The 26,788-nt window shown below is 70.7% G+C and carries 20 protein-coding genes and 1 pseudogene; 16 read left to right on the top strand and 5 right to left on the bottom strand.

The window, feature by feature from the left end; genetic code table 11:
* Window positions 1-11: 11 nt before the first annotated feature.
* The 14 genes and pseudogenes from uvrC to ACFYVL_RS37805 all read left to right on the top strand — a co-directional run bounded on the left by uvrC (window position 12) and on the right by ACFYVL_RS37805 (window position 17,771).
* Window positions 12-2,048 (top strand): excinuclease ABC subunit UvrC, encoded by a 2,037-nt coding sequence (gene uvrC, locus ACFYVL_RS37870; protein WP_389253314.1) that lies wholly within the window; start codon window positions 12-14, stop codon window positions 2,046-2,048.
* The gene (rapZ, locus tag ACFYVL_RS37865) at window positions 2,023-3,000 is read left to right on the top strand and encodes an RNase adapter RapZ (protein ID WP_389253312.1); all 978 of its coding nucleotides are present in this window, start codon (window positions 2,023-2,025) and stop codon (window positions 2,998-3,000) included. Before uvrC ends, rapZ begins: the two co-directional genes overlap by 26 nt.
* Window positions 2,997-4,058 carry a uridine diphosphate-N-acetylglucosamine-binding protein YvcK gene (gene yvcK, locus ACFYVL_RS37860; protein WP_389253310.1) on the top strand — a complete coding sequence of 354 codons (1,062 nt, stop codon included), beginning with the start codon at window positions 2,997-2,999 and terminating at the stop codon, window positions 4,056-4,058. The genes rapZ and yvcK overlap by 4 nt, the downstream gene beginning before the upstream one ends.
* Window positions 4,049-5,029, top strand: a pseudogene (gene whiA / locus ACFYVL_RS37855) (DNA-binding protein WhiA); the annotation flags it as partial. The gene yvcK and the pseudogene whiA, both read left to right, overlap by 10 nt.
* A gap of 317 nt (window positions 5,030-5,346) precedes the next feature.
* Window positions 5,347-8,301 (top strand): M14 family zinc carboxypeptidase, encoded by a 2,955-nt coding sequence (locus ACFYVL_RS37850; protein WP_389253308.1) that lies wholly within the window; start codon window positions 5,347-5,349, stop codon window positions 8,299-8,301.
* 255 nt (window positions 8,302-8,556) lie between these two features.
* Entirely contained in the window at window positions 8,557-9,567 is a 1,011-nt protein-coding gene (gene gap, locus ACFYVL_RS37845) for a type I glyceraldehyde-3-phosphate dehydrogenase (RefSeq protein WP_389253306.1), read from the top strand.
* A 108-nt stretch (window positions 9,568-9,675) separates the two neighbouring features.
* A complete protein-coding gene (locus ACFYVL_RS37840; protein ID WP_389253304.1) occupies window positions 9,676-10,887 on the top strand; it encodes a phosphoglycerate kinase in 1,212 nt (403 codons plus the stop codon).
* Between the two features lie 7 nt (window positions 10,888-10,894).
* A complete protein-coding gene (gene tpiA / locus ACFYVL_RS37835) occupies window positions 10,895-11,674 on the top strand; it encodes a triose-phosphate isomerase (RefSeq protein WP_389253302.1) in 780 nt (259 codons plus the stop codon).
* Window positions 11,675-11,798: 124 nt separating this feature from the next.
* Window positions 11,799-12,029 (top strand): preprotein translocase subunit SecG, encoded by a 231-nt coding sequence (secG, locus tag ACFYVL_RS37830; RefSeq protein ID WP_389253300.1) that lies wholly within the window; start codon window positions 11,799-11,801, stop codon window positions 12,027-12,029.
* 171 nt (window positions 12,030-12,200) lie between these two features.
* Window positions 12,201-12,536, top strand: a complete 336-nt coding sequence (locus tag ACFYVL_RS37825; RefSeq protein WP_078557164.1) for an RNA polymerase-binding protein RbpA — start codon at window positions 12,201-12,203, stop codon at window positions 12,534-12,536.
* Between the two features lie 173 nt (window positions 12,537-12,709).
* Window positions 12,710-13,930, top strand: a complete 1,221-nt coding sequence (locus ACFYVL_RS37820) for an MFS transporter (protein WP_389253298.1) — start codon at window positions 12,710-12,712, stop codon at window positions 13,928-13,930.
* Between the two features lie 50 nt (window positions 13,931-13,980).
* Complete coding sequence (gene pgi / locus ACFYVL_RS37815; RefSeq protein WP_389253296.1) at window positions 13,981-15,672, top strand: glucose-6-phosphate isomerase; 1,692 nt, start codon at window positions 13,981-13,983, stop codon at window positions 15,670-15,672.
* Between the two features lie 30 nt (window positions 15,673-15,702).
* Complete coding sequence (locus ACFYVL_RS37810) at window positions 15,703-16,233, top strand: PH domain-containing protein (protein WP_389253294.1); 531 nt, start codon at window positions 15,703-15,705, stop codon at window positions 16,231-16,233.
* Window positions 16,230-17,771 carry a PH domain-containing protein gene (locus ACFYVL_RS37805; protein WP_389253293.1) on the top strand — a complete coding sequence of 514 codons (1,542 nt, stop codon included), beginning with the start codon at window positions 16,230-16,232 and terminating at the stop codon, window positions 17,769-17,771. Before ACFYVL_RS37810 ends, ACFYVL_RS37805 begins: the two co-directional genes overlap by 4 nt.
* A 459-nt stretch (window positions 17,772-18,230) precedes the next feature.
* Here the strand turns inward: ACFYVL_RS37805 and pgl are convergent, their stop codons facing one another.
* Genes pgl through tkt form a run of 5 tightly spaced genes read right to left on the bottom strand, consistent with a single transcriptional unit; the run spans window position 18,231 to window position 24,872 of the window.
* Entirely contained in the window at window positions 18,231-19,013 is a 783-nt protein-coding gene (gene pgl, locus ACFYVL_RS37800) for a 6-phosphogluconolactonase (protein ID WP_389253291.1), read from the bottom strand.
* Complete coding sequence (gene opcA / locus ACFYVL_RS37795; RefSeq protein ID WP_389253289.1) at window positions 19,013-20,104, bottom strand: glucose-6-phosphate dehydrogenase assembly protein OpcA; 1,092 nt, start codon at window positions 20,102-20,104, stop codon at window positions 19,013-19,015. The genes pgl and opcA overlap by 1 nt, the downstream gene beginning before the upstream one ends.
* On the bottom strand, window positions 20,101-21,624 hold the full coding sequence (gene zwf, locus ACFYVL_RS37790; RefSeq protein ID WP_389253286.1) for a glucose-6-phosphate dehydrogenase: 1,524 nt from the start codon (window positions 21,622-21,624) through the stop codon (window positions 20,101-20,103). Before zwf ends, opcA begins: the two co-directional genes overlap by 4 nt.
* A gap of 5 nt (window positions 21,625-21,629) precedes the next feature.
* Window positions 21,630-22,748 carry a transaldolase gene (tal, locus tag ACFYVL_RS37785; RefSeq protein WP_389253284.1) on the bottom strand — a complete coding sequence of 373 codons (1,119 nt, stop codon included), beginning with the start codon at window positions 22,746-22,748 and terminating at the stop codon, window positions 21,630-21,632.
* 36 nt (window positions 22,749-22,784) lie between these two features.
* Window positions 22,785-24,872, bottom strand: a complete 2,088-nt coding sequence (gene tkt, locus ACFYVL_RS37780; protein WP_389253282.1) for a transketolase — start codon at window positions 24,870-24,872, stop codon at window positions 22,785-22,787.
* A 388-nt stretch (window positions 24,873-25,260) separates the two neighbouring features.
* Between tkt and ACFYVL_RS37775 the strand changes: the two genes are divergently transcribed.
* A complete protein-coding gene (locus tag ACFYVL_RS37775; RefSeq protein WP_389253337.1) occupies window positions 25,261-26,217 on the top strand; it encodes a heme o synthase in 957 nt (318 codons plus the stop codon).
* Between the two features lie 101 nt (window positions 26,218-26,318).
* Window positions 26,319-26,675 (top strand): hypothetical protein, encoded by a 357-nt coding sequence (locus tag ACFYVL_RS37770; RefSeq protein WP_389253281.1) that lies wholly within the window; start codon window positions 26,319-26,321, stop codon window positions 26,673-26,675.
* The last annotated feature ends 113 nt before the right edge of the window (window positions 26,676-26,788 follow it).

The raw sequence follows: 26,788 nt of genomic DNA, 5'->3' as shown, positions 1-26,788 counted from the left end.
GGCTGTGGGGCATGGCAGACCCCTCCAGTTACCGTCCCAAGCCGGGCCAGATCCCCGACTCGCCGGGGGTCTACAAATTCCGCGACGAGCACCGCCGGGTGATCTACGTCGGGAAGGCCAAGAGCCTGCGCCCCCGCCTCTCCTCGTACTTCCAGGACCTGGCGAACCTCCACCCGCGCACCCGCACCATGGTCACCACCGCCGCCTCCGTGGAGTGGACGGTGGTGGCCACCGAGGTCGAGGCGCTCCAGCTGGAGTACTCCTGGATCAAGGAGTTCGACCCCCGGTTCAACGTCAAGTACCGCGACGACAAGAGCTACCCGTCCCTCGCCGTGACGATGAACGAGGAGTTCCCGCGCGTGCAGGTGATGCGCGGCCCCAAGAAGAAGGGCGTGCGCTACTTCGGCCCGTACGGCCACGCCTGGGCGATCCGCGAGACCGTCGACCTGATGCTCCGGGTCTTTCCCGTACGCACCTGCTCCGCCGGTGTGTTCAAGAACGCGGCCCGCTCCGGCCGCCCCTGCCTGCTCGGCTACATCGGCAAGTGCGCCGCCCCCTGCGTCGGCCGGGTCACCCCCGAGGAGCACCGCGAACTCGCCGAGGACTTCTGCGACTTCATGGCCGGCCGCACCGGTACGTACCTCAAGCGCATCGAGCAGCAGATGATGATCGCCGCCGAGGACATGGAGTACGAGAAGGCGGCCCGGCTGCGCGACGACATAGAGGCGCTCAAGCGCGCCCTGGAGAAGAACGCGATCGTCTTCAACGACGCCACCGACGCCGACCTCGTCGCGCTCGCCGAGGACGAGCTGGAGGCCGCCGTACAGATCTTCCACGTGCGCGGCGGACGGGTGCGCGGCCAGCGCGGCTGGGTCACCGACAAGGTCGAGAACGTCGACACGGCCGGCCTCGTCGAGCACGCCCTCCAGCAGCTGTACGGCGAGGAGAAGGGCGACGCGGTGCCCAAGGAGGTGCTCGTCCCCGCGCTCCCCGAGGACGCCGAGGCCGTCAACACGTGGCTGAGCGAGCGCCGGGGCTCCCAGGTCTCGCTGCGCGTCCCGCAGCGCGGCGACAAGAAGGACCTGATGGCCACGGTCCGGCGCAACGCCCAGCAGGCCCTGGTCCTGCACAAGACCAAGCGCGCCTCCGACCTGACCACCCGCTCGCGCGCCCTGGAGGAGATCGCCGAGGCGCTCGGGCTCGACGGCGCACCGCTGCGCATCGAATGCTTCGACATCTCGCACCTCCAGGGGGACGATGTCGTGGCGTCCATGGTGGTCTTCGAGGACGGGCTGGCCCGCAAGAGCGAGTACCGCCGCTTCGAGATCAAGAGCTTCGAGGGGCAGGACGACGTCCGGTCCATGCACGAGGTGATCGGCCGCCGGTTCCGGCGCTACCTCCAGGCGAAGGAGAAGACGGGGGACTGGGTGGGGGGTGAGGTGCCGGAGGAGGTCCAGGAGGAGGACGGGAAGCCGAAGCGGTTCGCCTACCCGCCGCAGCTCGTCGTCGTCGACGGCGGGCAGCCGCAGGTGGCCGCCGCCAAGCGGGCGCTCGACGAGCTCGGTATCGACGACGTCGCCGTCTGCGGTCTCGCCAAGCGCCTCGAAGAGGTCTGGCTGCCCGACGAGGACGACCCGGTGGTTTTGCCGCGCAGCAGCGAGGGCCTCTACCTCCTCCAGCGGGTACGTGACGAAGCCCACCGCTTCGCCATCACCTACCAGCGCAACAAACGGGCCAAGCGCTTCCGCAGCGGGCCCCTCGACGAGGTTCCCGGCCTCGGCGAAACCCGCAAGCAGGCACTGCTGAAGCACTTCGGTTCGGTGAAGCGACTCCGGTCCGCCACAATTGACCAGATCTGCGAGGTTCCCGGCATCGGTCGCAAGACCGCCGAGACCGTCGCCGCCACCCTCGCAAGCGCGGCCCCGGCCGCACCCGCCGTGAACACGGCGACAGGAGAGATCATTGAGGACGACGGGCCGACCGCACCCGCGGCCGTCCCGCCGGAGAACGGGGGCAGCACCGATGACCGAACAGCGCCAAGAACATGACCCGGCCCCAGACCACGGCCAGGACCCAGACCGAGACGGAGCACACGTGAGTACGGGCACGACGCGGGAGACCGCCGAGCCGGCCGAGACGCCCATCCCCGAGCTGGTCATCATCTCCGGCATGTCAGGGGCGGGCCGCAGCACCGCCGCGAAGTGCCTGGAGGACCTCGGCTGGTTCGTCGTCGACAACCTGCCGCCCGCGCTGATCCCCACCATGGTGGAGCTCGGCGCCCGCTCCCAGGGCAACGTGGCGCGCATCGCCGTCGTCGTCGACGTCCGCGGCCGCCGCTTCTTCGACAACCTCCGCGAATCCCTCGCCGACCTCGACGCCAAGGGCGTCACCCGGCGCATCGTCTTCCTGGAGTCCTCCGACGACGCCCTGGTCCGCCGCTTCGAGTCGGTCCGCCGCCCGCACCCCCTCCAGGGCGACGGCCGGATCACCGACGGCATCGCCGCCGAGCGCGACCTGCTGCGCGAGCTGCGCGGCGACGCCGACCTGGTGATCGACACCTCCAGCCTCAACGTCCACGAACTGCGCGCCAAGATGGACGCCCAGTTCGCCGGCGACGAGGAGCCGGAGCTGCGCGCCACCGTCATGTCGTTCGGCTACAAGTACGGGCTGCCCGTCGACGCCGACCTCGTGGTGGACTGCCGCTTCCTGCCCAACCCGCACTGGGTCCCCGAGCTGCGCCCCTTCACCGGCCTCAACGAGGAGGTCTCGGGCTACGTCTTCAACCAGCCCGGCGCCAAGGAGTTCCTCGACCGCTACACCGAACTGCTCCAGCTCATCGCCACCGGCTACCGCCGCGAGGGCAAGCGGTACGTCACCATCGCGGTCGGCTGCACCGGCGGCAAGCACCGCTCGGTCGCCATGTCCGAGAAGCTGGCCGCCCGCCTCTCCTCCGAGGGCGTCGAGACCGTCGTCGTGCACCGGGACATGGGGCGCGAGTGACCAACCGCACCGTCCGGCTCCGCCGCCTGCGCCGGGTCGCCCCCGCGCCCGGCGGCGAGCCGGCCCCGCGCGCCGCACGCGGCAGGCGGCGCGGCGCCACGCCCAAGGTCGTCGCCCTCGGCGGCGGCATGGGCCTGTCCGCCTCGCTGGCCGCCCTGCGGCGCATCACGGGCGACCTCACCGCGGTCGTCACCGTCGCCGACGACGGCGGCTCCAGCGGCCGGCTCCGGGAGGAGCTGGGCGTGCTGCCCCCCGGCGACCTGCGCAAGGCGCTGGCGGCCCTGTGCGGCGACGACGACTGGGGCCAGACCTGGGCCCGGGTCATCCAGCACCGCTTCCAGTCCAAGGGCGACCTGCACGAGCACGCGGTCGGCAACCTGCTGATCGTCGCCCTGTGGGAGCAGCTGGGCGACCACGTGCAGGCCCTGGACCTGGTCGGCAAGCTCCTGGGCGCGCACGGACGGGTGCTGCCCATGTCCGCGGTGCCGCTGGAGCTCCAGGCGCTGGTCCGCGGCCACGACCCGGAGCGGCCGGACGACGTGGACACCGTACGGGGGCAGGCGACGGTCGCGCTCACCCCCGGCGAGGTGCAGTCGGTGCATGTCGTACCGCACGATCCGCCCGCCGTGCCGGAGGCGGTGGCGGCGGTTCTTGACGCCGACTGGGTGGTTCTCGGACCCGGTTCCTGGTTCTCCTCGGTGATCCCCCACCTGCTGGTGCCGGAACTGCTCGATGCCCTGGTGGAGACCAAGGCGAGGCGGATTCTGTCCCTCAATCTGGCGCCCCAGCCGGGCGAAACCGAGGGCTTTTCACCGCAACGTCATTTGGAGGTTTTGGCCCGACACGCCCCTAAACTCGCCCTCGACGTGGTGCTGGCCGATCAGGCCGCCGTGCCCGACCTTCCCTCGCTCGCCGATGCCGCGAAACGCTTCGGTGCGACGGTCGAGCTGGCGCCGGTGGCCCGGCCCGACGGAGCCCCCAAGCACGACCCGGAGCTCCTGGCAGCCGCGTACGACCGTATTTTTCGGATGCATGGAAGGATCGGCCCATGGCGATGACGGCAGCGGTGAAGGACGAAATCTCCCGGCTCCCCGTCACCCGGACCTGCTGCAGAAAGGCGGAGGTCTCGGCGATCCTCAGGTTCGCGGGCGGGCTGCACCTGGTCAGCGGGCGCATCGTGATCGAGGCGGAGCTGGACACGAGCTACGCGGCACGCAGGCTCAAGAAGGACATCCTGGAGATCTTCGGGCACAGCTCGGAGCTGGTGGTGATGGCCCCCAGCGGCCTGCGCCGCGGCTCGCGCTACCTGGTACGGGTCGTGGCGGGCGGCGACCAGTTGGCGCGCCAGACCGGGCTCGTCGACGGCCGCGGACGGCCGATCCGCGGGCTGCCCCCGCAGGTGGTCTCCGGGGCCACCTGTGACGCCGAGGCGGCCTGGCGCGGCGCCTTCCTGGCCCACGGCTCCCTCACCGAGCCGGGCCGCTCCTCCTCCCTGGAGGTCACCTGCCCCGGCCCCGAGGCGGCGCTCGCGCTGGTCGGCGCGGCCCGCAGGCTCTCCATCGGAGCCAAGGCGCGCGAGGTGCGCGGCGTGGACCGGGTCGTCGTACGGGACGGCGACGCGATCGGCGCCCTGCTGACCCGGCTCGGCGCCCACGAGTCGGTACTGGCCTGGGAGGAGCGGCGGATGCGCCGCGAGGTCCGCGCCACCGCCAACCGGCTCGCCAACTTCGACGACGCCAACCTGCGCCGCTCGGCACGCGCCGCGGTCGCCGCCGGGGCCCGGGTGCAGCGCGCGCTGGAGATCCTCGGCGAGGAGGTGCCCGAGCACCTCGCCGCCGCGGGCCGGCTGCGCATGGAGCACAAGCAGGCCTCGCTGGAGGAGCTGGGCGCGCTGGCCGACCCGCCGCTCACCAAGGACGCGGTCGCGGGCCGCATCCGCCGGCTGCTCGCCATGGCGGACAAGCGGGCCCAGGACCTCGGCATCCCCGGTACGGAGTGCAACCTGACCGAGGACATGAACGAGGAGATCGAGGAAGAAATGGCCAAGGGCCTGGCCAACGGCATGGCCGGGGGACTGGCCGGCGGTATGGCCGGAGGACTGACCGGGGGACTGACCGGCGGGCTGGTCGGCTGACCCTCCGTCGCCGCGTCCGGGGCCGCCGCCGTCCGCGCGGCGGGCCCGCCGCCCCGCGAAATCCCTGACTCCGTTTCAACCCGCCGTCCCCGGCGCCCAGTTGGGTGCCGGGGACAGCTTTTTGTGTCTGATATGCCCTATTGACATGACCATGAATGGTCATGATTCTGACGTCTGTTCACTCACGTGACGGACAACAGCAAGGGGGGCACATGAGACGCAGAGCGAGATCGATCCTCGCCGCTTCTTCACTGCTGATAGCCGGGGTCGCGGCCGTTCCCGCCGCCCAGGCCCAGCCCGCCGGGAACGCCGCAGGGGGCGGCGACGGCATCTCGGTGTGGAACGCCAAGGTCACCCGCGCACAGGTGCCGCTGCTGCTGAGGGCGGGCACCGACGCGCACGAGCTGAGCGAGCAGGTGCCGGCCAAGGGGACCGCCACCGTCGAGCTCGTGCTGAGCGCCGAACAGGCCGGAGAACTCCGCGCCCAGGGCGTCGACATCAGCGAGCGCAAGATCGCGAACAACGCCAGGGCCGCGGCCCCCGGCGACGGCGTGTACCGCCCGTACAGCGGCAAGGGCGGCCTCCAGGAGGAGATCCTGGCCACCGCCCAGCAGAACCCGGGCATCACCAAGGTCGTCTCCATCGGCAAGACCGTCCAGGGCAAGGACATCCTGGCGCTCAAGCTGACCAAGAACGCGAAGAAGTCCGCGGACGGCTCCAAGCCCGCGACGCTCTACATGTCCAACCAGCACGCCCGCGAGTGGATCACCCCGGAGATGACCCGGCGGCTGATGCACCACTTCATCGGCAACTACGGCAAGGACAAGAAGATCACCAGGCTGGTCGACTCCAGCGAGGTGTGGTTCCTGCTGTCCGCCAACCCTGACGGGTACGACTACACGCACACCGCGCCCGCCGACCGCAACGTACGGCTGTGGCGCAAGAACCTGCGCGACACCAACGGCACCGGGAAGACCGACGCGGGCGACGGCATCGACCTCAACCGCAACTTCGCCTACAAGTGGGGCTACGACAACGAGGGTTCGTCCCCCGACCCGACGGACGAGACCTTCCGCGGCCCCAAGGCGATGTCCGAGCCGGAGACGACCGCGCTCGACCGCTTCCAGAAGCGCATCGGCTTCAAGTACGCCATCAACTACCACTCCGCGTCCGAGCTGCTGCTCTACGGCGTCGGCTGGCAGGTGGCCACCAACACCCCCGACGACGTGGCCCTCAAGGCGCTGGCCGGCACCCCGGACAACCCGGCCGTCCCCGGCTACTACCCGCAGGTCTCCTCCGAGCTGTACATCACCAACGGCGAGGCCGACGGACACGCCGGCAACGTCAACGGCATCAAGATGTTCACGCCGGAGATGACGACCTGCCAGACCGCCTCCGACCTCGACCCGAACGACCGCTGGAACGCCCGCGACTGCATGTCGGGCTTCAACTTCCCCGACGACGAGAAGCTGATCCAGCAGGAGTTCGCCAAGAACGTCCCGTTCGCGCTCTCGGTCGCCGAGACCACGCTCTCCCCGGACCACCCGGTCTCCTCCGTGGGCATCGACGCCCCGGACTTCACGATCGACCCCTTCACCTCCTCCTACGCCCGTGACAAGGACCAGGAGGTGAACGTCACGGCCCGCAGGTCGGTCCGCGACAAGGAGCTCAAGTACCGGGTCAACGGCGGCAAGGTGCACGACCAGGCCCTGCGGGGCTGGGACGGCGGCGAGGTCTACGGCGACGAGGACAACACCTACTTCGACGACTACCGCGCCAAGGTCAAGGACGGAAAGCCCGGCGACAAGGTCGAGGTCTGGTTCACCGGCGTCACCCGGGCCGGGAGGCCCACCTCCAGCAAGCACTTCACGTACACCCTCGCCGACCGCCCCAAGGCCGCCCACCTGGTGGTCGCCGAGGAGGGCGCACCGGCCACCGAGGTCCAGAAGTACGTGGACGCGCTGCGCGCCAACGGCCGCTCGGCCACCGTCTGGGACGTCGCCACCCAGGGCGCCCCGCACGCGCTCGGGGTCCTCGGCCACTTCGACTCGGTCGTCCACTACAGCGGGGCGAACGGCCCCGGCGGCGAGACCCAGCTCCAGCTGCGCGCGTACCTCAACGAGGGCGGCAAGCTGGTCGAGGCGGGCGAGAAGGCGGGCGGCACGGCCAAGCTCGGCCCGGCCGACACCGACGACTTCAGCCAGTACTACCTCGGCGCCTACGGCCGGGTGAACGCCCCCGGCGTCACCGGGCTGGCCGGTGCCGGAGCCCTCGCCGGAGTGACCACCCCGCTGGCCGGTACCCCCGGCAACCCGCTGGACACCGCGGGCGCCTACCTGGTCACCTCCGACTCGCTGCCGGCCGCGCAGTTCCCGCAGTTCAAGAGCGCGCAGGCGGGCCGCTACACCGGGGTCGCCAACCCGTACGCCCCGTTCGAGGGCTCCTGGATGGCGTCCGCGACCAGCAACAGCGGCAACTGGAAGCGGCTGACCCGCACCGTCGACCTGACCGGGGTGAGCGCGGCCGACCGGCCCACCCTGAAGGCGGCGCTCAACTGGAACACCGAGAACGGCTTCGACCACGCCCTCCTGGAGGCGCACACCGCGGGCGCCGAGGACTGGACGACGCTGCCGGAGGCGGGCGGTCTCACGAAGACCACCGTGCCGACCCAGTGCGAGCAGGGCTTCTTCATGGAGGCGCACCCGTTCCTGACGCACTACCTGACCCGCGGCGACACCAGCTGCACCCCGAGCGGCACGAGCGGCCAGTGGAACAGCTTCACCGGCTCCTCCGGCGGCTGGAAGCCGGTCTCCTTCGACCTGAGCGCGTACGCGGGCAAGAAGGTCGAGCTGTCGATGAGCTACGTCACCGACCCCAGCGACCTGGGCCGCGGCGTGTTCCTCGACGACACCCGGCTCTCCGTCGGCGGCGCCGACCGGGAGACCGAGGGCTTCGAGACCTCGCTGGGCGCCTGGGCGCCCACCGCGGCCCCGGCCGGCAGTCCGGCGGTGACGGCCCCGTGGGCCCGCACCGGCGAGCTCTTCCAGACGTACGCGGCCATCACCACGCGTGACACCGCACTTCTCGGCTTCGGCCTGGAACACGTCCCGGACGCGGGCCAGCGCGCCAAGATCCTGGAGAAGGCGCTCCGAGGCATCAAGGGGTGAGCCGACCCCCGCTCAGATGATGTCAAGCACCCCTCCTGATGCTCACTCAGAGTAGTCAGGGCGAAGGTCCCGACGACCCGTACTTCCCGCTCCACTACTGGGGAGTACGGGTCGTCGGCCCGTATTCGACCCTCGCTCGGGCCCGCTCGATGCGACGTCAAGGTCTACGGAGAGGTAGGGTCGGAAGCGGTCGGGGACATCCCATACAACTCGCCGTGGCGTCGAAACCCGGCGTACCAACGAGGAGATCGGTTCGTGACGATCCGCGTAGGCATCAACGGCTTCGGCCGTATCGGGCGCAACTACTTCCGGGCCCTGCTGGAGCAGGGTGCGGACATCGAGATTGTGGCTGTCAACGACCTGGGTGACACCGCCACCACCGCGCACCTTCTCAAGTACGACACCATCCTGGGCCGCCTCAAGGCCGAGGTGTCGCACACCGAGGACACCATCACCGTCGACGGTCACACCATCAAGGTGCTGTCCGAGCGCGACCCGGCCGACATCCCGTGGGGTCAGCTGGGCGTCGACATCGTGATCGAGTCCACCGGCATCTTCACCAAGAAGGCCGACGCCGCGAAGCACATCGCCGGCGGTGCGAAGAAGGTCCTCATCTCGGCTCCGGCCTCCGACGAGGACATCACCATCGTGATGGGCGTCAACCAGGACAAGTACGACGCGGCCCAGCACCACGTCATCTCCAACGCCTCCTGCACCACCAACTGCGTGGCGCCGATGGCCAAGGTTCTCGACGAGAACTTCGGCATCGTCAAGGGCCTGATGACGACGGTCCACGCGTACACCAACGACCAGCGCATCCTGGACTTCCCGCACAAGGACCTGCGCCGCGCCCGTGCCGCCGCGGAGAACATCATCCCGACCACGACGGGTGCCGCCAAGGCCACCGCCCTGGTCCTCCCGCAGCTCAAGGGCAAGCTCGACGGCATCGCCATGCGCGTGCCGGTCCCGACCGGTTCGGCCACCGACCTGGTCGTCGAGCTCGGCCGCGAGGTCACCAAGGACGAGGTCAACGCCGCGTTCAAGAAGGCCGCCGACGACGGCGACCTGAAGGGCTTCCTGTACTACACCGAGGACCCGATCGTGTCCTCGGACATCGTCAGCGACCCGGCCTCCTGCACCTTCGACTCCTCCATGACCATGGTCCAGGAGGGCAAGACGGTGAAGATCCTCGGCTGGTACGACAACGAGTGGGGCTACTCGAACCGTCTGGTCGACCTGACCGTCTTCGTCGGCGGTCAGCTCTGATCACGCAGTACTGAGATCATCACGATGTGAGCGGCAGGGCTCGGGCAGCGCGAAGAAGCGCTGTGCGGGCCCTGCCGTCTGTCCAGCCCTTCTGAGGAGCCGTACTTCATGAAGACGATCGACGAACTCATCGCCGACGGGGTCGCGGGCAAGCGGGTCTTCGTCCGCGCCGACCTCAACGTGCCGCTCGACGGCACCACGATCACCGACGACGGCCGCATCCGCGCCGTCGCCCCGACGATCGCCAAGCTCGCCGCCGCGGGCGCGCGCGTGATCGTCGCCTCGCACCTGGGCCGCCCCAAGGGCGCCCCGGACCCGGCCTTCTCGCTGGCCCCGGCCGCCGCCCGGCTCGGCGAGATCCTCGGCGCCGACGTGGCCTTCGCGACCGACACGGTCGGCGACTCCGCCCGCGCCACCGTCGCCGGCCTGGCCGACGGCCAGGTCGCCGTCGTCGAGAACCTGCGCTTCAACGCCGGTGAGACCGCCAAGGACGACGCCGAGCGCGGTGCGTTCGCGGACGAGCTGGCCACCCTCGCCGACCTGTACGTGGGCGACGGCTTCGGCGCGGTGCACCGCAAGCACGCCTCCGTCTTCGACCTCCCGGCCCGCCTCCCGCACGCGGCCGGCGACCTCATCGCCACCGAGGTCGGCGTCCTGAAGAAGCTCACCGAGGACGTCAAGCGCCCGTACACGGTGATCCTCGGCGGCGCCAAGGTCTCCGACAAGCTCGCCGTCATCGACGAGCTGCTCGGCAAGGCGGACCGGCTGCTGATCGGCGGCGGCATGGCGTACACCTTCCTCAAGGCCCAGGGCCACGAGGTGGGCATCTCGCTGCTGCAGGAGGACCAGATCCCCGCGGTCACCGAGTACATGGAGCGGGCGAAGAAGAACGGCGTCGAACTGGTGCTCCCGGTCGACGTGCTGGTCTCCGCGGAGTTCCCCGACCTGAAGACCAAGGCCCCCGCCGACTTCGAGACGGTCGACGCCGACAAGATCCCCTCCGACAAGGAGGGCCTCGACATCGGCCCGAAGTCCCGCGAGCTGTTCGCCTCGAAGATCGTGGACGCCGAGACGGTGTTCTGGAACGGCCCGGTGGGTGTCGCCGAGCACCCGGACTACGCCGGCGGCACCGCGGCGGTCGCGCGCGCCCTGCTCGACTCCGTGGGCTTTACCGTGGTCGGCGGCGGCGACTCCGCTGCCGCCGTGCGCAACCTCGGCTTCGACGAGAACGCGTTCGGGCACATCTCGACCGGCGGCGGCGCAAGCCTCGAATACCTGGAAGGCAAGACCCTGCCCGGCCTTGCCGCACTGGAGGACTGATCCTTACATGAGCACCACCCGTACCCCGCTGATGGCGGGCAACTGGAAGATGAACCTCAACCACCTCGAGGCCATCGCCCACGTCCAGAAGCTCGCCTTCGCGCTGGCCGACAAGGACTTCGACGCGTGCGAGGTCGCGGTCCTGCCGCCCTTCACCGACCTGCGGTCCGTGCAGACGCTGGTCGACGGCGACAAGCTGAAGATCAAGTACGGCGCCCAGGACCTCTCGGCGCACGACTCCGGCGCGTACACCGGTGAGATCTCCGGCGCGATGCTCGCCAAGTTCAAGTGCGCGTACGTCGCGATCGGCCACTCCGAGCGCCGCCAGTACCACAACGAGACCGACGAGGTCGTCAACGCCAAGGTGAAGGCCGCCTACAAGCACGGCCTGACCCCGATCATGTGCGTCGGCGAGGGCCTGGACATCCGCAAGGCCGGCAACCAGGTCGAGTACACCCTCGCCCAGGTCGACGGCGGACTGAAGGACATCCCGGCCGAGCAGGCCGAGTCCATCGTCATCGCCTACGAGCCCGTCTGGGCCATCGGCACCGGTGAGGTCGCCACCCCCGAGGACGCGCAGGAGGTCTGCGGGGCGATCCGCGGGCGTCTGGCCGAGCTGTACTCGCAGGAGCTGGCCGACAAGGTCCGCATCCAGTACGGCGGCTCCGTCAAGTCGGGCAACGTCGCGGCGATCATGGCGAAGCCGGACGTGGACGGCGCGCTGGTCGGCGGCGCCGCCCTGGACGCCGACGAGTTCGTCAAGATCGTGCGTTTCCGCGACCAGTAATCGCGACCGGTAGTACCGCAGCGAGTAGGCCCTCGGGCCGATCCGTCGTACCCTGACGGGGCCGGTGGCCAGCCACCGGCCCCGTTGTCTTATCTGATCCGAGGAAGTTGGTCCAGCCGTGGTTATGGGGTTCTCGATCGCCCTGATCGTATTCAGCCTGCTGCTGATGCTGCTGGTTCTGATGCACAAGGGGAAGGGCGGCGGCCTCTCCGACATGTTCGGCGGCGGCATGCAGTCCTCCGTCGGAGGGTCCTCGGTCGCCGAGCGCAACCTCGACCGGATCACCATCGTCGTCGCCGTGATCTGGTTCGCGTGCATCGTGGTGCTCGCGCTCCTGATGAAGCTCAACGGCTGACCGGACGACTCCGGTACACCGGGGCGGGCGCGGCCTATCATGGGCGCAGCGTCCCGCCGCCGGGGTGTAACTACCGTCACTGGACGCGCGTTGGGCCTTATCGAGACCGGGCGCCCGCCGCGAGGCCGCTCGACGAAGCTTCGCAGCACCATCACGCAGGGAGTTACGACCGTGGCAAGTGGCAACGCGATCCGGGGAAGCCGGGTCGGAGCGGGGCCGATGGGTGAGGCCGAGCGCGGCGAGTCCGCGCCCCGCCTGCGCATCTCCTTCTGGTGCTCCAACGGGCACGAGACCCAGCCGAGCTTCGCCAGCGACGCGCAGGTTCCGGACACCTGGGACTGCCCGCGCTGCGGATTCCCGGCCGGACAGGACCGGGACGACCCCCCGGCCCCGCCGCGCACCGAACCGTACAAGACGCACCTCGCGTACGTGCGGGAGCGGCGCAGCGACGCGGACGGCGAGGCGATCCTCGCGGAGGCGCTGGCGAAACTGCGCGGCGAGATCTAGCACCGCGGCGAGGTCCCGCGGGGCGGCACAGCAGCAGATCCGGAGCGGCCCGGACACCACCCAAGGTGTCCGGGCCGCTCCGTTTTCCCGCGTTCTGGCAGGTCGGGGGGATTGTCAGTGGCGCCGCCTACAGTTCTCCCAAGATCTGAACAGGCGTACGGGCGGGGGACGTTGTGGCAGGGGCGCAAGCGGTACCGGCGGCGGACGGCGCCGCGCCCGCCTGGCGCGGCGGCTTCGGACGGCTGTTCTCGGCCGCCGTCGTCTCCCGCTTCGGCGACGCGCTGCGCGGGGCCGCCATGCCGCTCCTCGCGGTCACCCTGACCACCGACCCGCTGCTGGTCTCGCTGGTCTCTGCCTGCGGCTTCCTGCCCTGGCTGCTGTTCGGGCTGCTGGGCGGCGCGCTCGCGGACCGGGTGGACCAGCGGAGGGCGATGTGGGCGGTCGATCTGGTGCGGGCCCTGCTGATGGCCGCCTTCGCGGTGGCGGTCGCCCTGGGGCACGCCTCGATCGCGCTGCTCGTCGTGGTGGCGTTCGCCCTCACCACGCTCCAGACGCTCTTCGACAACGCGGCCACCGCGCTGCTGCCCGCGATGGTGCCGCCCGGGGCCCTGGGGGCGGCCAACGCCCGGCTGATGACCGGACAGCAGCTGGCGAGCACCTTCCTGGCCGCGCCACTGGTGCCGGTGCTGCTGCTCTGGGGGCCGTCGGTGCCGTACGCCACCGACGCGTTCACCTACGTACTGGCGGCGCTCCTGGTGGCCTCGCTGCGCGGCCCGGCGCCGGAGCGGGAGGCACGGCCCGCGGGCAGCACCCTGCGCGCGGAGATCGCCGCCGGGCTCAGGGTCCTGTGGGCGGACCGGCCGCTGCGCGGGCTCTGCGCCGCCACCACCCTGTGCAACCTCGGGGTGGGCGCGCTCATCGCCACCCTGGTGCTGCACATCACCGGCTGGCTGGACGGCGGGCAGGCCGGATACGCGGCGGTGCTCACCGCGTACGGCATCGGCAGCGTGGCCGGCGGACTGGGGGCCGACCGGCTGGCCAGGCGGACCGGGCGAATACGCAGCGTCCTGATCGCCGGAGCCGCCCAGACCGGCTGTCTGGTCGTGCTGGGCACCGTGCGGGAGCTCTGGGCGGCGGTCGCGGCGATGGCGGTGTTCGGGCTGATGGGCGCCGTGTGGAACGCCAACCAGGTCACCCTGATGCAGGAGCGCAGCCCCGGGGCCATGCTGGGCAGGGTCAGCGCGGCCTTCCGGACGCTCGCCATCGGCGGCTCGCCGCTCGGCGCGGTGCTGGGCGGACTGGCCGCCTCGGGGTGGGGGCTCAACACGCCCGCCCTGCTGGCGGCGGCACTGTTCGGACTGGCCGTGGCCTCGCTCGTACCTCTGATCAATTAAGTTGGAGGAGGCAGCGGGGGATGCATGCGGATACGAGTAGAAGTGGGCTGATGTCCGAGATGAACGCAATGGATTCGAAGAGCGGTTCGACCGGCGCCGACGGTCGTCCGAGGCTGAACCAGCTGCCCGAGTGGGCGGCGCTCGGCAAGCACCGGGAGCAGCTGGGCGACACGCACCTGCGCGAGCTGTTCGCCGCCGACCCGGCGCGCGGCAGCGGCTACACCCTCCAGGTCGGCGACCTCTACCTGGACTACTCCAAGCACCTGGTCACCGACGAGACGCTCGGCCTGCTGCGCGACCTGGCCGCCGCCACCGGCGTCGCCGAGCTGCGCGACGCCATGTTCCGCGGCGAGAAGATCAACACCACCGAGGACCGGGCCGTCCTGCACACCGCGCTGCGCGCCCCGCGCGACGCCGTGATCGAGGTCGACGGCGAGAACGTGGTCCCGGCCGTGCACGCCGTCCTGGACAAGATGGCCGCCTTCGCCGACAAGGTCCGCTCCGGCGAGTGGACCGGGCACACCGGCAGGCGCATCAGGACCGTCGTCAACATCGGCATCGGCGGCTCCGACCTCGGCCCCGCCATGGCCTACGAGGTGCTGCGCTCCTTCAGCGACCGCGAGCTGGACTTCCGCTTCGTCTCCAACGTGGACGGCGCCGACCTGCACGAGGCGGTCCGGGACCTGGACGCGGCCGAGACCCTGTTCATCGTCGCCTCCAAGACCTTCACCACGATCGAGACGATCACCAACGCCACCTCGGCCCGCAACTGGCTGCTGACGAACCTGCGCGCCGACGCCTCCGCCGTCGCCAAGCACTTCGTGGCGCTCTCCACCAACGCCGAGAAGGTCGCCGACTTCGGCATCGACACGGCCAACATGTTCGAGTTCTGGGACTGGGTCGGCGGACGCTACTCCTACGACTCCGCCATCGGCCTCTCGCTGATGATCGCCATCGGCCCGGACCGCTTCCGCGAGATGCTCGACGGCTTCCACCAGGTCGACGAGCACTTCCGCACCGCGCCCCCGGAGCAGAACGCACCGCTGCTGCTCGGTCTGCTCGGCGTCTGGTACGGGGCGTTCTTCGACGCCCAGGCCCACGCGGTCCTCCCGTACAGCCACTACCTGTCCAAGTTCACCGCCTACCTCCAGCAGCTCGACATGGAGTCCAACGGCAAGTCCGTGGACCGTGCGGGCAACCCGGTCGACTGGCAGACCGGACCCGTCGTCTGGGGCACGCCGGGCACCAACGGACAGCACGCGTACTACCAGTTGCTGCACCAGGGAACCAAGGTCATCCCGGCCGACTTCATCGGCTTCGCCCGCCCGGTCGCCGACCTCACCCCCGGCCTGGAGCCCCAGCACGACCTGCTGATGGCGAACTTCTTCGCCCAGACACAGGCCCTCGCCTTCGGCAAGACCCCCGACGAGGTACGCGCCGAGGGCGTGGCCGAGGAGCTGGTGCCGCACAAGACCTTCCGCGGCAACCACCCCACCACCACCGTCCTCAGCGACGAGCTGACGCCTTCGGTGCTCGGCCAGCTGATCGCGCTGTACGAGCACAAGGTGTTCGTACAGGGCGCGATCTGGAACATCGACTCCTTCGACCAGTGGGGCGTCGAACTGGGCAAGGTCCTCGCCAAGAAGATCGAACCGGTGCTGACCGAGGGCGAGGGCGGCGACCAGCTCGACAGTTCGACCGCCGCGCTGGTGGGCAAGTACCGTACGCTGCGCGGCCGTTGAGGCCGATGAACTGAGGGGCGAGGGGGGAACGTGGCGGGCACGGGCACGACGGCGGGGGCGGACGCGGACGCGGGGACGGTGCGGCTGAGACCGCCGAGGAACAGGTTCGACCGCAGGGTCGTCCCCTGGTGGCGGGCGCAGTGGTTCGCCCTGTTCCTGCCGCCCGTCCTCGTGCTCGTCCTGCTGGGCGTGCTCATCGAGCCGGCCAGGTTCTGGCTGCTGCTGCCCGCGGCGCTGATCGGGGTGCCGGGCCTGGCCGCCGCGCTGTTCCTGCCCGTGTGGTGGTACCGGGTGCACCGCTGGGAGGTCACCGACTCGGCGGTGTACATCCACACCGGGTACTTCTGGCGGGAGTGGCGCATCGCGCCGATGTCGCGCATCCAGACCGTGGACACCGTGCGCGGTCCGCTCCAGCAGTACTTCGGACTGGCCACCGTCGTCGTCACCACCGCGTCCGCCAAGGGCGCGGTCAAGATCGAGGGGCTCGACCACGAGCTCGCCGCCGAACTGGCCGAGCAGCTCACGGAGATCACCGGTGCCACTCCCGGGGACGCGACATGAGCGGGGACACACGGGTCCGGGCCCCGGACGCCGCGGGCGAGGGCGAGTGGCAGAAGCTCGACCGGCGCACGGTGCTCGTCGCGGCACTGCTCATGGGCGGGATCGCCTTCAGCGGCGGCGTGCCCACCACCCTCGCCCTCGTCGGGCCCTTCGGGCTGCCGGCCGCGCTCGCCTGGGTGCTGGGCGGAGCGGTGCTGTTCATTGTGGGAAGCGCGTTCCTGGAGTACCTGCGGTGGCGGCACACCAAGTACCGGATCGGCCCCGAGCGGGCCGAACTGCGCACCGGCCTGGTGCTGGTGAAGCGGCGTTCCCTGGCGCGCGAGCGGATCCGTACGGTCGACCTGACCGCGCACCCGCTGCTGCGCGTCCTCGGCCTGGTCAAGGTCCGCATCGGGACCGGGGAGCACAGCGCAGCGGGCGCGGACTCCATCATCCAGCTCACCCCGGTCACCCGGCAGGAGGGCGACCGGCTGCGGCGCGAACTGCTGACCCGGGCGGCCCGGGAGGGGACGGAGGAGAACACCGTCGGAAGGCTCGCCACCTTCGACCCCGCCTGGATCAGGTACGCCCCGATGTCCTTCGGGGCGCCGCTCCTCGGTCTCGCGGCCGGTGGTGCGGTGATGCAGGGCAGCGAGTGGTTCGGCATGCAGCTGAGCGTCATCCACTGGGTCGGCGGGCTGTTCACCGGGGTCGCCGTGCTCTGGATGGTCGTCGTGCTCGCGGCGGTGCTGCTGGTGGCGGGCGTGGTGGGCGCGCTCGGGCTGTTCGTCGAGATGTGGTGGGGCTACCGCCTCGACCGCGAGCCCGGCGGCACGCTGCGGGTGCAGCGCGGACTGTTCACGTCGCGGTCCATCTCGATCGAGGAGAGGCGGCTGCGGGGCGTCGAACTGGTGGAACCGCTCGGCATACGGCTGTCGCGGGCGGCCCGGGTGGACGCGGTGGCCACCGGTCTCGCCGAGACCGAGACCGACCAGAAGACCGACCGCAAGACCCTCGTCCCGGCCGTGCCGAAGGAAGTGGCGGACGCCGTGGCCGCGAAGGTGCTGCGGGAGCCGGTCGCGCCGACCTCCGCGGCCCGGCTGCGGGCGCACCCGAAGGCGGCCAGGGGGCGGCGGCTGAGGTGGTCCCTGGAGGCGGTGCTGCTGGTGCCGGCCGTGCTGGTGCCGCTCGGGGTGCTGCTGACGGACGTGCTGTTGTGGGTGGCGCTGGCGTTCGCCGTGGTGATGCTGCCGGTCGGCGTGCTGCTGGCGGAGGACGCGTACCGCGCCCTCGGGCACGGGCTGAGCGGGAACTACCTGGTCGTACGGTCGGGGACGGTCCGGCGGGCGACGGTGGCGCTGCGGCGGGACGGGGTGATCGGGTTCACCGTGAAGCAGTCCGTGTTCCAGCGGCGGGCGGGGCTGGTGACGGTGACCGCGACGACGGCGGCGGGGACGGGGGCTTACTCCGCCTACGACGCGGCGGCGGGGGAGGGGCTGGAGTTCGCCGGGGAGGCGGTGGAGGGGCTGCTCGCGCCGTTCCTGGAGCGAGGACCCTAGCGGCGGCCTGCGGGCGTCGAGCGGTAGCCGTTGTCCGCGAGTGCGCCGACGGCCGGCCGCGCGGGTGGGGCCCGCGTCCCCGGACGTGTGCCCCGCGCCCCGGTAGCCGCACTTCATGCTGCCCGTACGCACACCGAGGCCCGGCCACCCCCCTGTCCGGAAGCGCACGGAGGCCCAGGCCCCCTGTCAGGAGTCACACCGCGACCAGACCACCGCCCTGTCCGGAAGCGCACCGCGGCCCAGCCCCCTGTCCGGAGGCGCACCGAGGCGCGGCCATCCCCCTGTCAGGAGTCACACCGCGACCAGGCCACCGCCCTGTCCGGAAGCGCACCGCGGCCCAGCCGCTCTGCCCGTACGCACACCGAGGCCCGGCCACCCCCCTGCCCGGAAACACACCGCGGCCCGGCACCCCCCTTGGGGGGAAGTGCCGGGCCGCGGTGTGCGTGGGTTCGGCCTCGGTCAGGCCGACGCCGGGGGGTAGAGGGACCTCGGGAGTTCCGAGGCCGCCGCCTTGTCCAGCAGCCACAGCGTGCGGGCCCGGCCGTACGCGCCCGAGGCCGGGGCCTGGACCTCGCCGGGGCCCGACAGGGCGAGGGCCGCAGCCTTCGCCTTGTCCTCGCCCGCCGCCAGCAGCCACACCTCGCGCGCCGCCCGGATCGCCGGGAGGGTGAGCGAGATGCGGGTGGGCGGGGGCTTGGGGGCGCCGTGCACGCCGACCACCGTCCGCTCGGTCTCGCGCACCGCCGGGTGCTCCGGGAAGAGCGACGCGACGTGCGTGTCCGGACCGACGCCCAGCATGAGGACGTCGAAGGTGGGCACCTTGCCGTGGTCCTCGGGACGGGCCGCCGCGGCCAGTTCGGCCGCGTACGCCGCTGCCGCGGAGTCCGCGTCGTCGTGGCCCGCGTCCGAGGCCGGCATCGCGTGCACCCGGGCCGGGTCCAGCGGGACCGCGTCCAGCAGGGCCTCCCTGGCCTGGGTGTAGTTGCGTTCCGGGTCGTCGGCGGGCACGAAGCGTTCGTCGCCCCACCACAGGTCCAGGCGCGACCAGTCGATCGCGTCCCGGGCCGGGGAGGAGGCGAGCGCCGCCAGCAGCCCGTTGCCGTTGCGTCCGCCGGTGAGGACGACCGACGCGCTGCCGCGGGCGGCCTGCGCGTCGACGACCTTGGTGATCAGCCGGGCAGCCGCGGCCTGGGCCATCAGCTCCTTGTCCCGGTGGACCACCAACTGCGGTGCACCGCTCATCACTTGGACGCCGCCTTCTTGGCCGGCGCGGACTTCTTGGCGGCGGTCTTCTTCTCCGCCGAGCCGCCCGAGCCGCCCGAGGTGTCCGACCCGTCCGACCCCTCCGAGGCCGCGGCGACCTTGTCGCCGCCCGTGGCGGACGCCTCCGCGGCCGCCTGGCCGACGACCGCGCCCAGCCGGTCCACGCCGAACTTCAGCGCCGACGCGTAGGTGTCGTCCGGGTCGAGCCGGCGCAGCTCTTCCGCCAGCAGCTCCGCGGTCTCGCGGCGCTTGAGCGCCACCGCACGGTCCGGCTGGCCGTTCATGCACAGCGTGGCCAGCGAGCCGTCCGCGCGGTCCAAGACGACCGGGCCGTCCTTGGTCTCCATCCGTACGGCCGTGAGACCGGGACCGGCGGAGAGGGTGCGCTTCACCGGCACGTGCAGCCGGTCCGCCAGCCACATGGCGAGCAGCTCGCAGCTCGGGTTGAACTCCTCGCCCTCCACCTCCACCGAGGTGACCTCGGTGGGCAACTGGTCGAGCGCGGCGGCGAGCATCGAGCGCCACGGGGTGATGCGGGCCCAGGACAGGTCCGTGTCGCCCGGCGTGTAGTTCTCGCTGCGCGCGGTCAGCTCGTGTATCGGCTGCTCGGCGGCGTACGTGTCGGTGACACGGCGCTGGCCGAGAGCGCCCAGCGGGTCCTTGGCCGGGTCCACGGGACCGTTCACCGGCCACCAGACGACGGTCGGGGCGTCGGGCAGCAGCAGCGGCAGGACGACCGACTGGGCGTGGTTGATGACCTCGCCGTACAGGCGCAGGACAACCGTTTCCCCGGTGCCCGCGTCCGCGCCGAGCCGCACCTCCGCGTCCAGCCGCGCCTTCGAGCGGTCGCGCGGCGAGCGGGAGAACCGCTTGACGACGACCAGGGTGCGCGAGGGGTGCTCGCGGGACGCCTCGTTCGCCGCCTTCAGGGCGTCGTACGCGTTCTCCTCGTCGGTGACGATGACGAGGGTCAGCACCATGCCCACGGCCGGCGTGCCGATGGCCCGCCGCCCCTGGACGAGTGCCTTGTTGATCTTGCTGGACGTGGTGTCCGTCAGGTCGATCCTCATGGCCGGCGCCAGCTCCGTCCGTCTCGTGCGAGCATGTCGTTCGCCTCGTCGGGGCCCCAGGTGCCGGACGCGTACTGCGCGGGCTTGCCGTGCGTGTCCCAGTACTGCTCGATCGGGTCGAGGATCCGCCAGGACTGCTCGACCTCCTCCAGCCTCGGGAACAGGTTGGCGTCGCCCAGGAGCACGTCGAGGATGAGTCGTTCGTACGCCTCGGGGCTGGACTCCGTGAAGGACTCGCCGTACGCGAAGTCCATCGAGACGTCCCGGATCTCCATGGAGGTGCCGGGCACCTTGGAGCCGAAGCGCACGGTGACGCCCTCGTCCGGCTGGACGCGGATGACGATCGCGTTCTGGCCGAGCTCCTCGGTGGCGGTGTGGTCGAAGGGGGAGTGCGGGGCGCGCTGGAAGACGACCGCGATCTCCGTGACCCGGCGGCCGAGCCGCTTTCCGGTACGGAGGTAGAACGGCACGCCCGCCCAGCGGCGGTTGTCGATCTCCAGCTTGATCGCGGCGTAGGTGTCGGTCTTCGACCCGGGGTCGATGCCCTCCTCCTGGAGGTAGCCGACGGCCTTCGCGCCGCCCTGCCAGCCCGCCGCGTACTGCCCGCGCACGGTGTCACGGCCCAGGTCCTTGGGGATCTTGACCGCGCCCAGCACCTTGGACTTCTCCGCGACCAGCGCGTCCGCCTCGAAGGAGGCGGGCTCCTCCATGGCGGTCAGCGCGAGCAGCTGGAGGAGGTGGTTCTGGATGACGTCGCGGGCCGCGCCGATGCCGTCGTAGTAGCCGGCCCGGCCGCCGATGCCGATGTCCTCGGCCATGGTGATCTGCACGTGGTCCACGTACGACCGGTTCCAGATCGGCTCGAACATCTGGTTGGCGAAGCGCAGCGCCAGGATGTTCTGGACCGTCTCCTTGCCCAGGTAGTGGTCGATCCGGAAGACCTCGTTGGGCGGGAAGACCTCGTGGACGATCCGGTTGAGCTCCTGAGCGGAGGCCAGGTCGTGCCCGAAGGGCTTCTCGATGACTGCGCGCCGCCAGGAGTTCGCCTTCTGGTCGGCCAGCCCGTGCTTCTTCAGCTGCTGGACGACCTTGGGGAAGAACTTCGGCGGGACCGAGAGGTAGAAGGCGAAGTTGCCGCCGGTGCCCTGCTGCTCGTCGAGCTCCTGGATCGTCGACTTCAGCGTCTCGAACGCCTTGTCGTCGTCGAAGTCGCCCTGGACGAAGCGCATGCCCTGGATCAGCTGCTGCCAGACCTCCTCGCGGAACTCGGTGCGCGCGTGCTCCTTGACGGCGTCGTGGACGACCTGGGCGAAGTCCTCGTTCTCCCAGTCGCGGCGGGCGAAGCCGATGAGCGAGAAGCCCGGCGGCAGCAGGCCGCGATTGGCCAGGTCGTACACGGCAGGCATCAACTTTTTACGGGACAAATCGCCCGTGACGCCGAAGATGACCAGGCCCGACGGCCCCGCGATGCGCGGAAGCCGTCGGTCCTGTGCGTCACGCAGCGGATTGCTGCTGGACAAAGTGGTCAGCCCTCCGAAGGTGCGAGGCGCTTGAGCTCGGCCTCGGTCGACTTGAGCAGGTCGTTCCAGGAGTCCTCGAACTTGGAGACGCCCTCGGTCTCCAGCAGGCCCACGACGTCGTCGTAGGCGATGCCGAGCTTCTCGACGGCGTCGAGGTCGGCACGGGCCTGCTCGTACGTCCCGGCGATGGTGTTGCCGGTGATCGAGCCGTGGTCGGCGGTGGCCTCCAGGGTGGCCTCCGGCATGGTGTTCACCGTGCCCGGCGCGACCAGGTCGTCGACGTACAGGGTGTCCTTGTACGCCGGGTCCTTGACGCCGGTCGAGGCCCACAGCGGACGCTGCTTGTTGGCCTGCGCCTTGTCCAGGGCGGCCCACCGCTCGGAGGCGAAGACCTCCTCGTACGCCTGGTAGGCGAGCCGGGCGTTGGCGAGCGCGGCCTTGCCCTTGAGGGCCTTGGCCTCGTCCGTGCCCAGGCCGTCGAGGCGCTTGTCGATCTCGGTGTCCACGCGGGACACGAAGAAGGAGGCCACCGAGTGGATCTTGGAGAGGTCCAGGCCCGCGGCCTTCGCCTTCTCCAGGCCCGCCAGGTAGGCGTCCATGACCTCGCGGTAGCGCTCCAGCGAGAAGATCAGCGTGACGTTGACGCTGATGCCCCTGCCGATGACCTCGGTGATGGCCGGCAGGCCGGCCTTCGTCGCCGGGATCTTGATGAGCGTGTTGGGGCGGTCCACCAGCCAGGCGAGCTGCTTGGCCTCGGCGACCGTCGCCAGGGTGTTGTGCGCCAGGCGCGGGTCGACCTCGATGGAGACCCGGCCGTCCTGGCCCTGCGTCGCGTCGAAGACCGGGCGGAGGATGTCGGCGGCGTCCCTCACGTCCGCCGTCGTGATCATCCGGATGGCTTCCTCGACGGTGACCTTGCGCGCGGCGAGATCGGTCAGCTGGACGTCGTAGCCGTCGCCCTGCGAGATCGCCTTCTGGAAGATCGAGGGGTTGGTGGTGACGCCCACGACGTGCTGCTGGTCGATCAGTTCGGCCAGGTTGCCGGACGTGATCCGCTTGCGCGACAGGTCGTCGAGCCAGATCGCAACGCCCTCGTCGGAGAGGCGCTTGAGTGCGTCTGTCATGAGAATTGCATCTCCTACTTGTTGTCTGTACGAGCGTCAGCGCTGAGCGGCGGAAAGGGATTCCCGGGCGGCGGCGGCGACCGCCTCGCCGGTGAAGCCGAACTCCTTGAAGAGGACCTTGCCGTCCGCCGAGGCACCGAAGTGCTCCAGCGACACGATCCGGCCCGCGTCACCGACGTAACGGTGCCAGGTGAGCCCGATACCGGCCTCGACTGCCACTCGCGCCTTGACCGACGGCGGCAGGACGCTCTCCCGGTACCCCTGGTCCTGCTCCTCGAACCACTCGACCGACGGCATCGACACCACGCGCGTCGGGATGCCCTCGGCCTGCAGCGCCTCGCGCGCCTCGACCGCGAGCTGGACCTCGGAGCCGGTGCCGATGAGGACGACCTGCGGCGCGCCGCCGTCGGCCTCCAGGAGCACGTAACCGCCCTTGGCGGCGTCCTCGTTCACCTCGTACGTCGGCACGCCCTGGCGGGTCAGCACGAGGCCCGTGGGGGCGCCCTTGCCGAAGACCTTCGTGTAGCGGCGCATGATCTCGCGCCAGGCGATGGCGGTCTCGTTGGCGTCCGCCGGGCGGACCACGTTGAGGCCGGGGATCGCGCGCAGCGAGGCCAGGTGCTCGACCGGCTGGTGGGTCGGGCCGTCCTCGCCGAGGCCGACCGAGTCGTGCGTCCACACGTACGTCACCGGCAGGTGCATCAGCGCGGACAGTCGCACGGAGTTGCGCATGTAGTCGGAGAACACCAGGAAGGTGCCGCCGTAGATGCGGGTGTTGCCGTGCAGCGCGATGCCGTTCATCTCGGCGGCCATCGAGTGCTCGCGGATGCCGAAGTGGATCGTGCGGCCGTACGGGTCGGCCTCCGGGAGCGGGTTGCCCTCGGGGAGGAACGACGACGTCTTGTCGATCGTCGTGTTGTTGGAGCCGGCCAGGTCGGCCGAGCCGCCCCACAGCTCCGGGACGACCGCGCCCAGCGCCTGGAGGACCTTGCCGGAGGCGGCGCGGGTGGCGACGCCCTTGCCGGTCTCGAAGACGGGGAGCTTCTCCTCCCAGCCCTCGGGCAGCTCGCCCGCGGCGATGCGGTCGAACTCGGCGGCGCGCTCGCCGTTGGCGGTGCGCCAGGCGGCGAAGCCCTTCTCCCACTCGGCCTTGGCCTGGGCGCCGCGGTCCAGCGCCTTGCGGGTGTGCGCGATGACCTCGTCGGAGACCTCGAAGGTCTGCTCGGGGTCGAAGCCCAGCACGCGCTTGGTGGCCGCGACCTCCTCGTCGCCGAGCGCCGAGCCGTGCGCGGCCTCGGTGTTCTGCGCGTTCGGGGCCGGCCAGGCGATGATCGAGCGCATCGCGATGAAGGACGGCCTGTCGGTGACGGCCTTCGCCTGCTGGATGGCGTCGTACAGCGCCGCCGGGTCGAGGTCGCCGTCCGCCTTGGGCTCGACGCGCTGGACGTGCCAGCCGTACGCCTCGTACCGCTTGAGGGTGTCCTCGGAGATCGCCGTCTCGGTGTCGCCCTCGATCGAGATGTGGTTGTCGTCCCACAGCAGGATCAGGTTGCCGAGCTTCTGGTGCCCGGCCATCGAGGACGCCTCGGCGGAGATGCCCTCCTGGAGGCAGCCGTCACCGGCGATGGCGTAGATGAAGTGGTCGAACGGGGACTCGCCCGTCGCCGCCTCCGGGTCGAACAGACCGCGCTCGAAGCGGGCGGCCATCGCCATGCCCACCGCGTTGGCGACACCCTGGCCGAGCGGGCCGGTGGTGGTCTCGACACCGGTGGTGTGCCCGTACTCCGGGTGGCCCGGCGTCTTCGAACCCCAGGTGCGGAACGCCTTCAGGTCGTCCAGCTCCAGGCCGAAACCGGCCAGGTAGAGCTGGATGTAGAGGGTCAGGGACGAGTGGCCCGCGGAAAGTACGAAGCGGTCGCGGCCCGTCCACTCGGCGTCCGCCGGGTCGTGCCGCATCACCTTCTGGAAGAGGGTGTAGGCGGCCGGCGCCAGGCTCATCGCCGTACCGGGATGGCCGTTGCCGACCTTCTGTACGGCGTCCGCGGCCAGGATGCGGGCGGTGTCCACGGCCCGCTGGTCCCACTCGGTCCACTCAAGGTCTGTGGTGGTCGGCTTGGTGCTCACCCTGGTCAGGGCTCCTCTCCACAATGATTTGGGCCCGGTGGCTATTGGTCGCACCGGGGCGCTGTCGAGCCTACCCCCGCAGGAACGTGCGGGATTTCGGCTTTGGGTGGACGCCCGCGACGGGGAAAACACAGCTGCGTCCAGAGTGCGCGCGAGGCGGGCAGTCCGCCTCCCGGCGGACCCCCGAGGAGTGCATTTCCGTATACATCCGGACAGTACTCCTCGTGTACGGCGCCTCCCGGGCCGCTCGGCCGCCCGTTCACGGTCGGCCCAACACGGGGCACCCCGACGAAGGGCGACGTATGGGCAACGTCTAGAGTGGCGTGGTACGCGCAAGTCTTTACCGGGCCTTCACGCCCGGAGCTTGCTTAAGAATTCTCTGTCAGGGGTGTGCGTGACGGCCGTCGAGTCCCGACCCGCAGGGGTCGCCTTGACTTCCAGCCCGGGGGGCCATCGGCCGTTCGGAGCACGGGTCAAGGCGTTTGTGGCACTGACCAAGCCGAGGATCATCGAGCTTCTGCTGATCACCACCGTTCCGGTGATGTTCCTGGCGGAGCAGGGTGTCCCCGACCTGTGGCTGGTGCTGGCGACCTGCTTCGGCGGATATCTGTCCGCCGGCGGTGCCAATGCGCTCAACATGTACATCGACCGCGACATCGACGCGCTGATGGACCGCACCTCGCAGCGTCCGCTGGTCACCGGCATGGTCAGCCCCGTCGAGTGCCTGGTCTTCGGCATCTCGCTCGCGGTGGTCTCCACGGTCTGGTTCGGCCTGCTGGTCAACTGGCTGTCCGCCGCACTGTCGCTCGGTGCGCTGCTCTTCTACGTCGTGATCTACACGATGATCCTGAAGCGCCGCACCGCCCAGAACATCGTCTGGGGCGGCATCGCCGGCTGCCTGCCGGTGCTCATCGGCTGGTCCTCGGTCACCAACTCGATGTCCTGGGCCGCGGTCATCCTCTTCCTCGTCATCTTCTTCTGGACGCCGCCGCACTACTGGCCGCTGTCGATGAAGGTCAAGGACGACTACGCCCGCGCGGGCGTGCCGATGCTGCCGGTCGTCGCGGGCAACAAGGCCGTCGCCAAGCAGATCGTGGCCTACAGCTGGGTCATGGTCCTCGTCTCGCTGCTGCTCCAGCCGCTCGGCTACACGGGCTGGTTCTACACCGTGGTCGCGGCCGTCACCGGCGGCTGGTGGCTGTGGGAGGCGCACGGCCTGCAGGCCCGCGCCAAGGCGGAGGTGACGGGCGCCAAGCTCAAGGAGATGCGGCTGTTCCACTGGTCCATCACCTATGTCTCGCTGCTCTTCGTGGCGGTCGCGGTGGACCCCTTCATCCGCTTCTAGGCACCCGCGGCGCCGTGCCGCGGCCGACGGGCGGGACACGTGGTCAAAACCACGTGTCCCGCCCGTCGCGCGTTTGGCTACTCGTCGGTAGCATCCTGCTCATGGCAGACACCAAGCAGGCAGAGCGGGCCGAGAAGTCGGCCGAGCGCAGGACCGCGAAGCTCGCCAAGCAGATCGGCGCCTTCGCCGGGCAGCACGGCGGTGCCGAGGGGCAGCTCGCGTACATCGGGCAGCGGGGCACCCGCATCGTCCTGGTCGGCGAGGACGGCGCCTGGGGCGATCTGGTGGCCCCGACCTACGACGTGGCCAGGGCGGCCACCGAGAAGGCCGGCATCACCGTCCACGAGGACTTCGACGGCGAGTTCGCGGCCAAGGTCGAGACCGGGCCCTACGAGTGGAAGCGGATGGCCGGCCTCCAGCTCGGCGGCACCCCCAACCCGCCCGCCGCCAAGGCCTGAACACGCCCGGCCCGGTCCCCGCGGCGGCTTCGGCCGGGGTCCGGCAGTACCCGGAGGCGGGGCTCACCCGTTAGGACCTGTGCAGGCGTCGCATCCGCACAGGTCCGTCCCGG

It is taken from the genome of Streptomyces sp. NPDC004111 (assembly GCF_042874215.1).
GTDB lineage: Bacteria > Actinomycetota > Actinomycetes > Streptomycetales > Streptomycetaceae > Streptomyces.
Note: the sequence above shows the minus strand (reverse complement) of the source record. Positions and strands in the feature narration are given on the sequence as shown.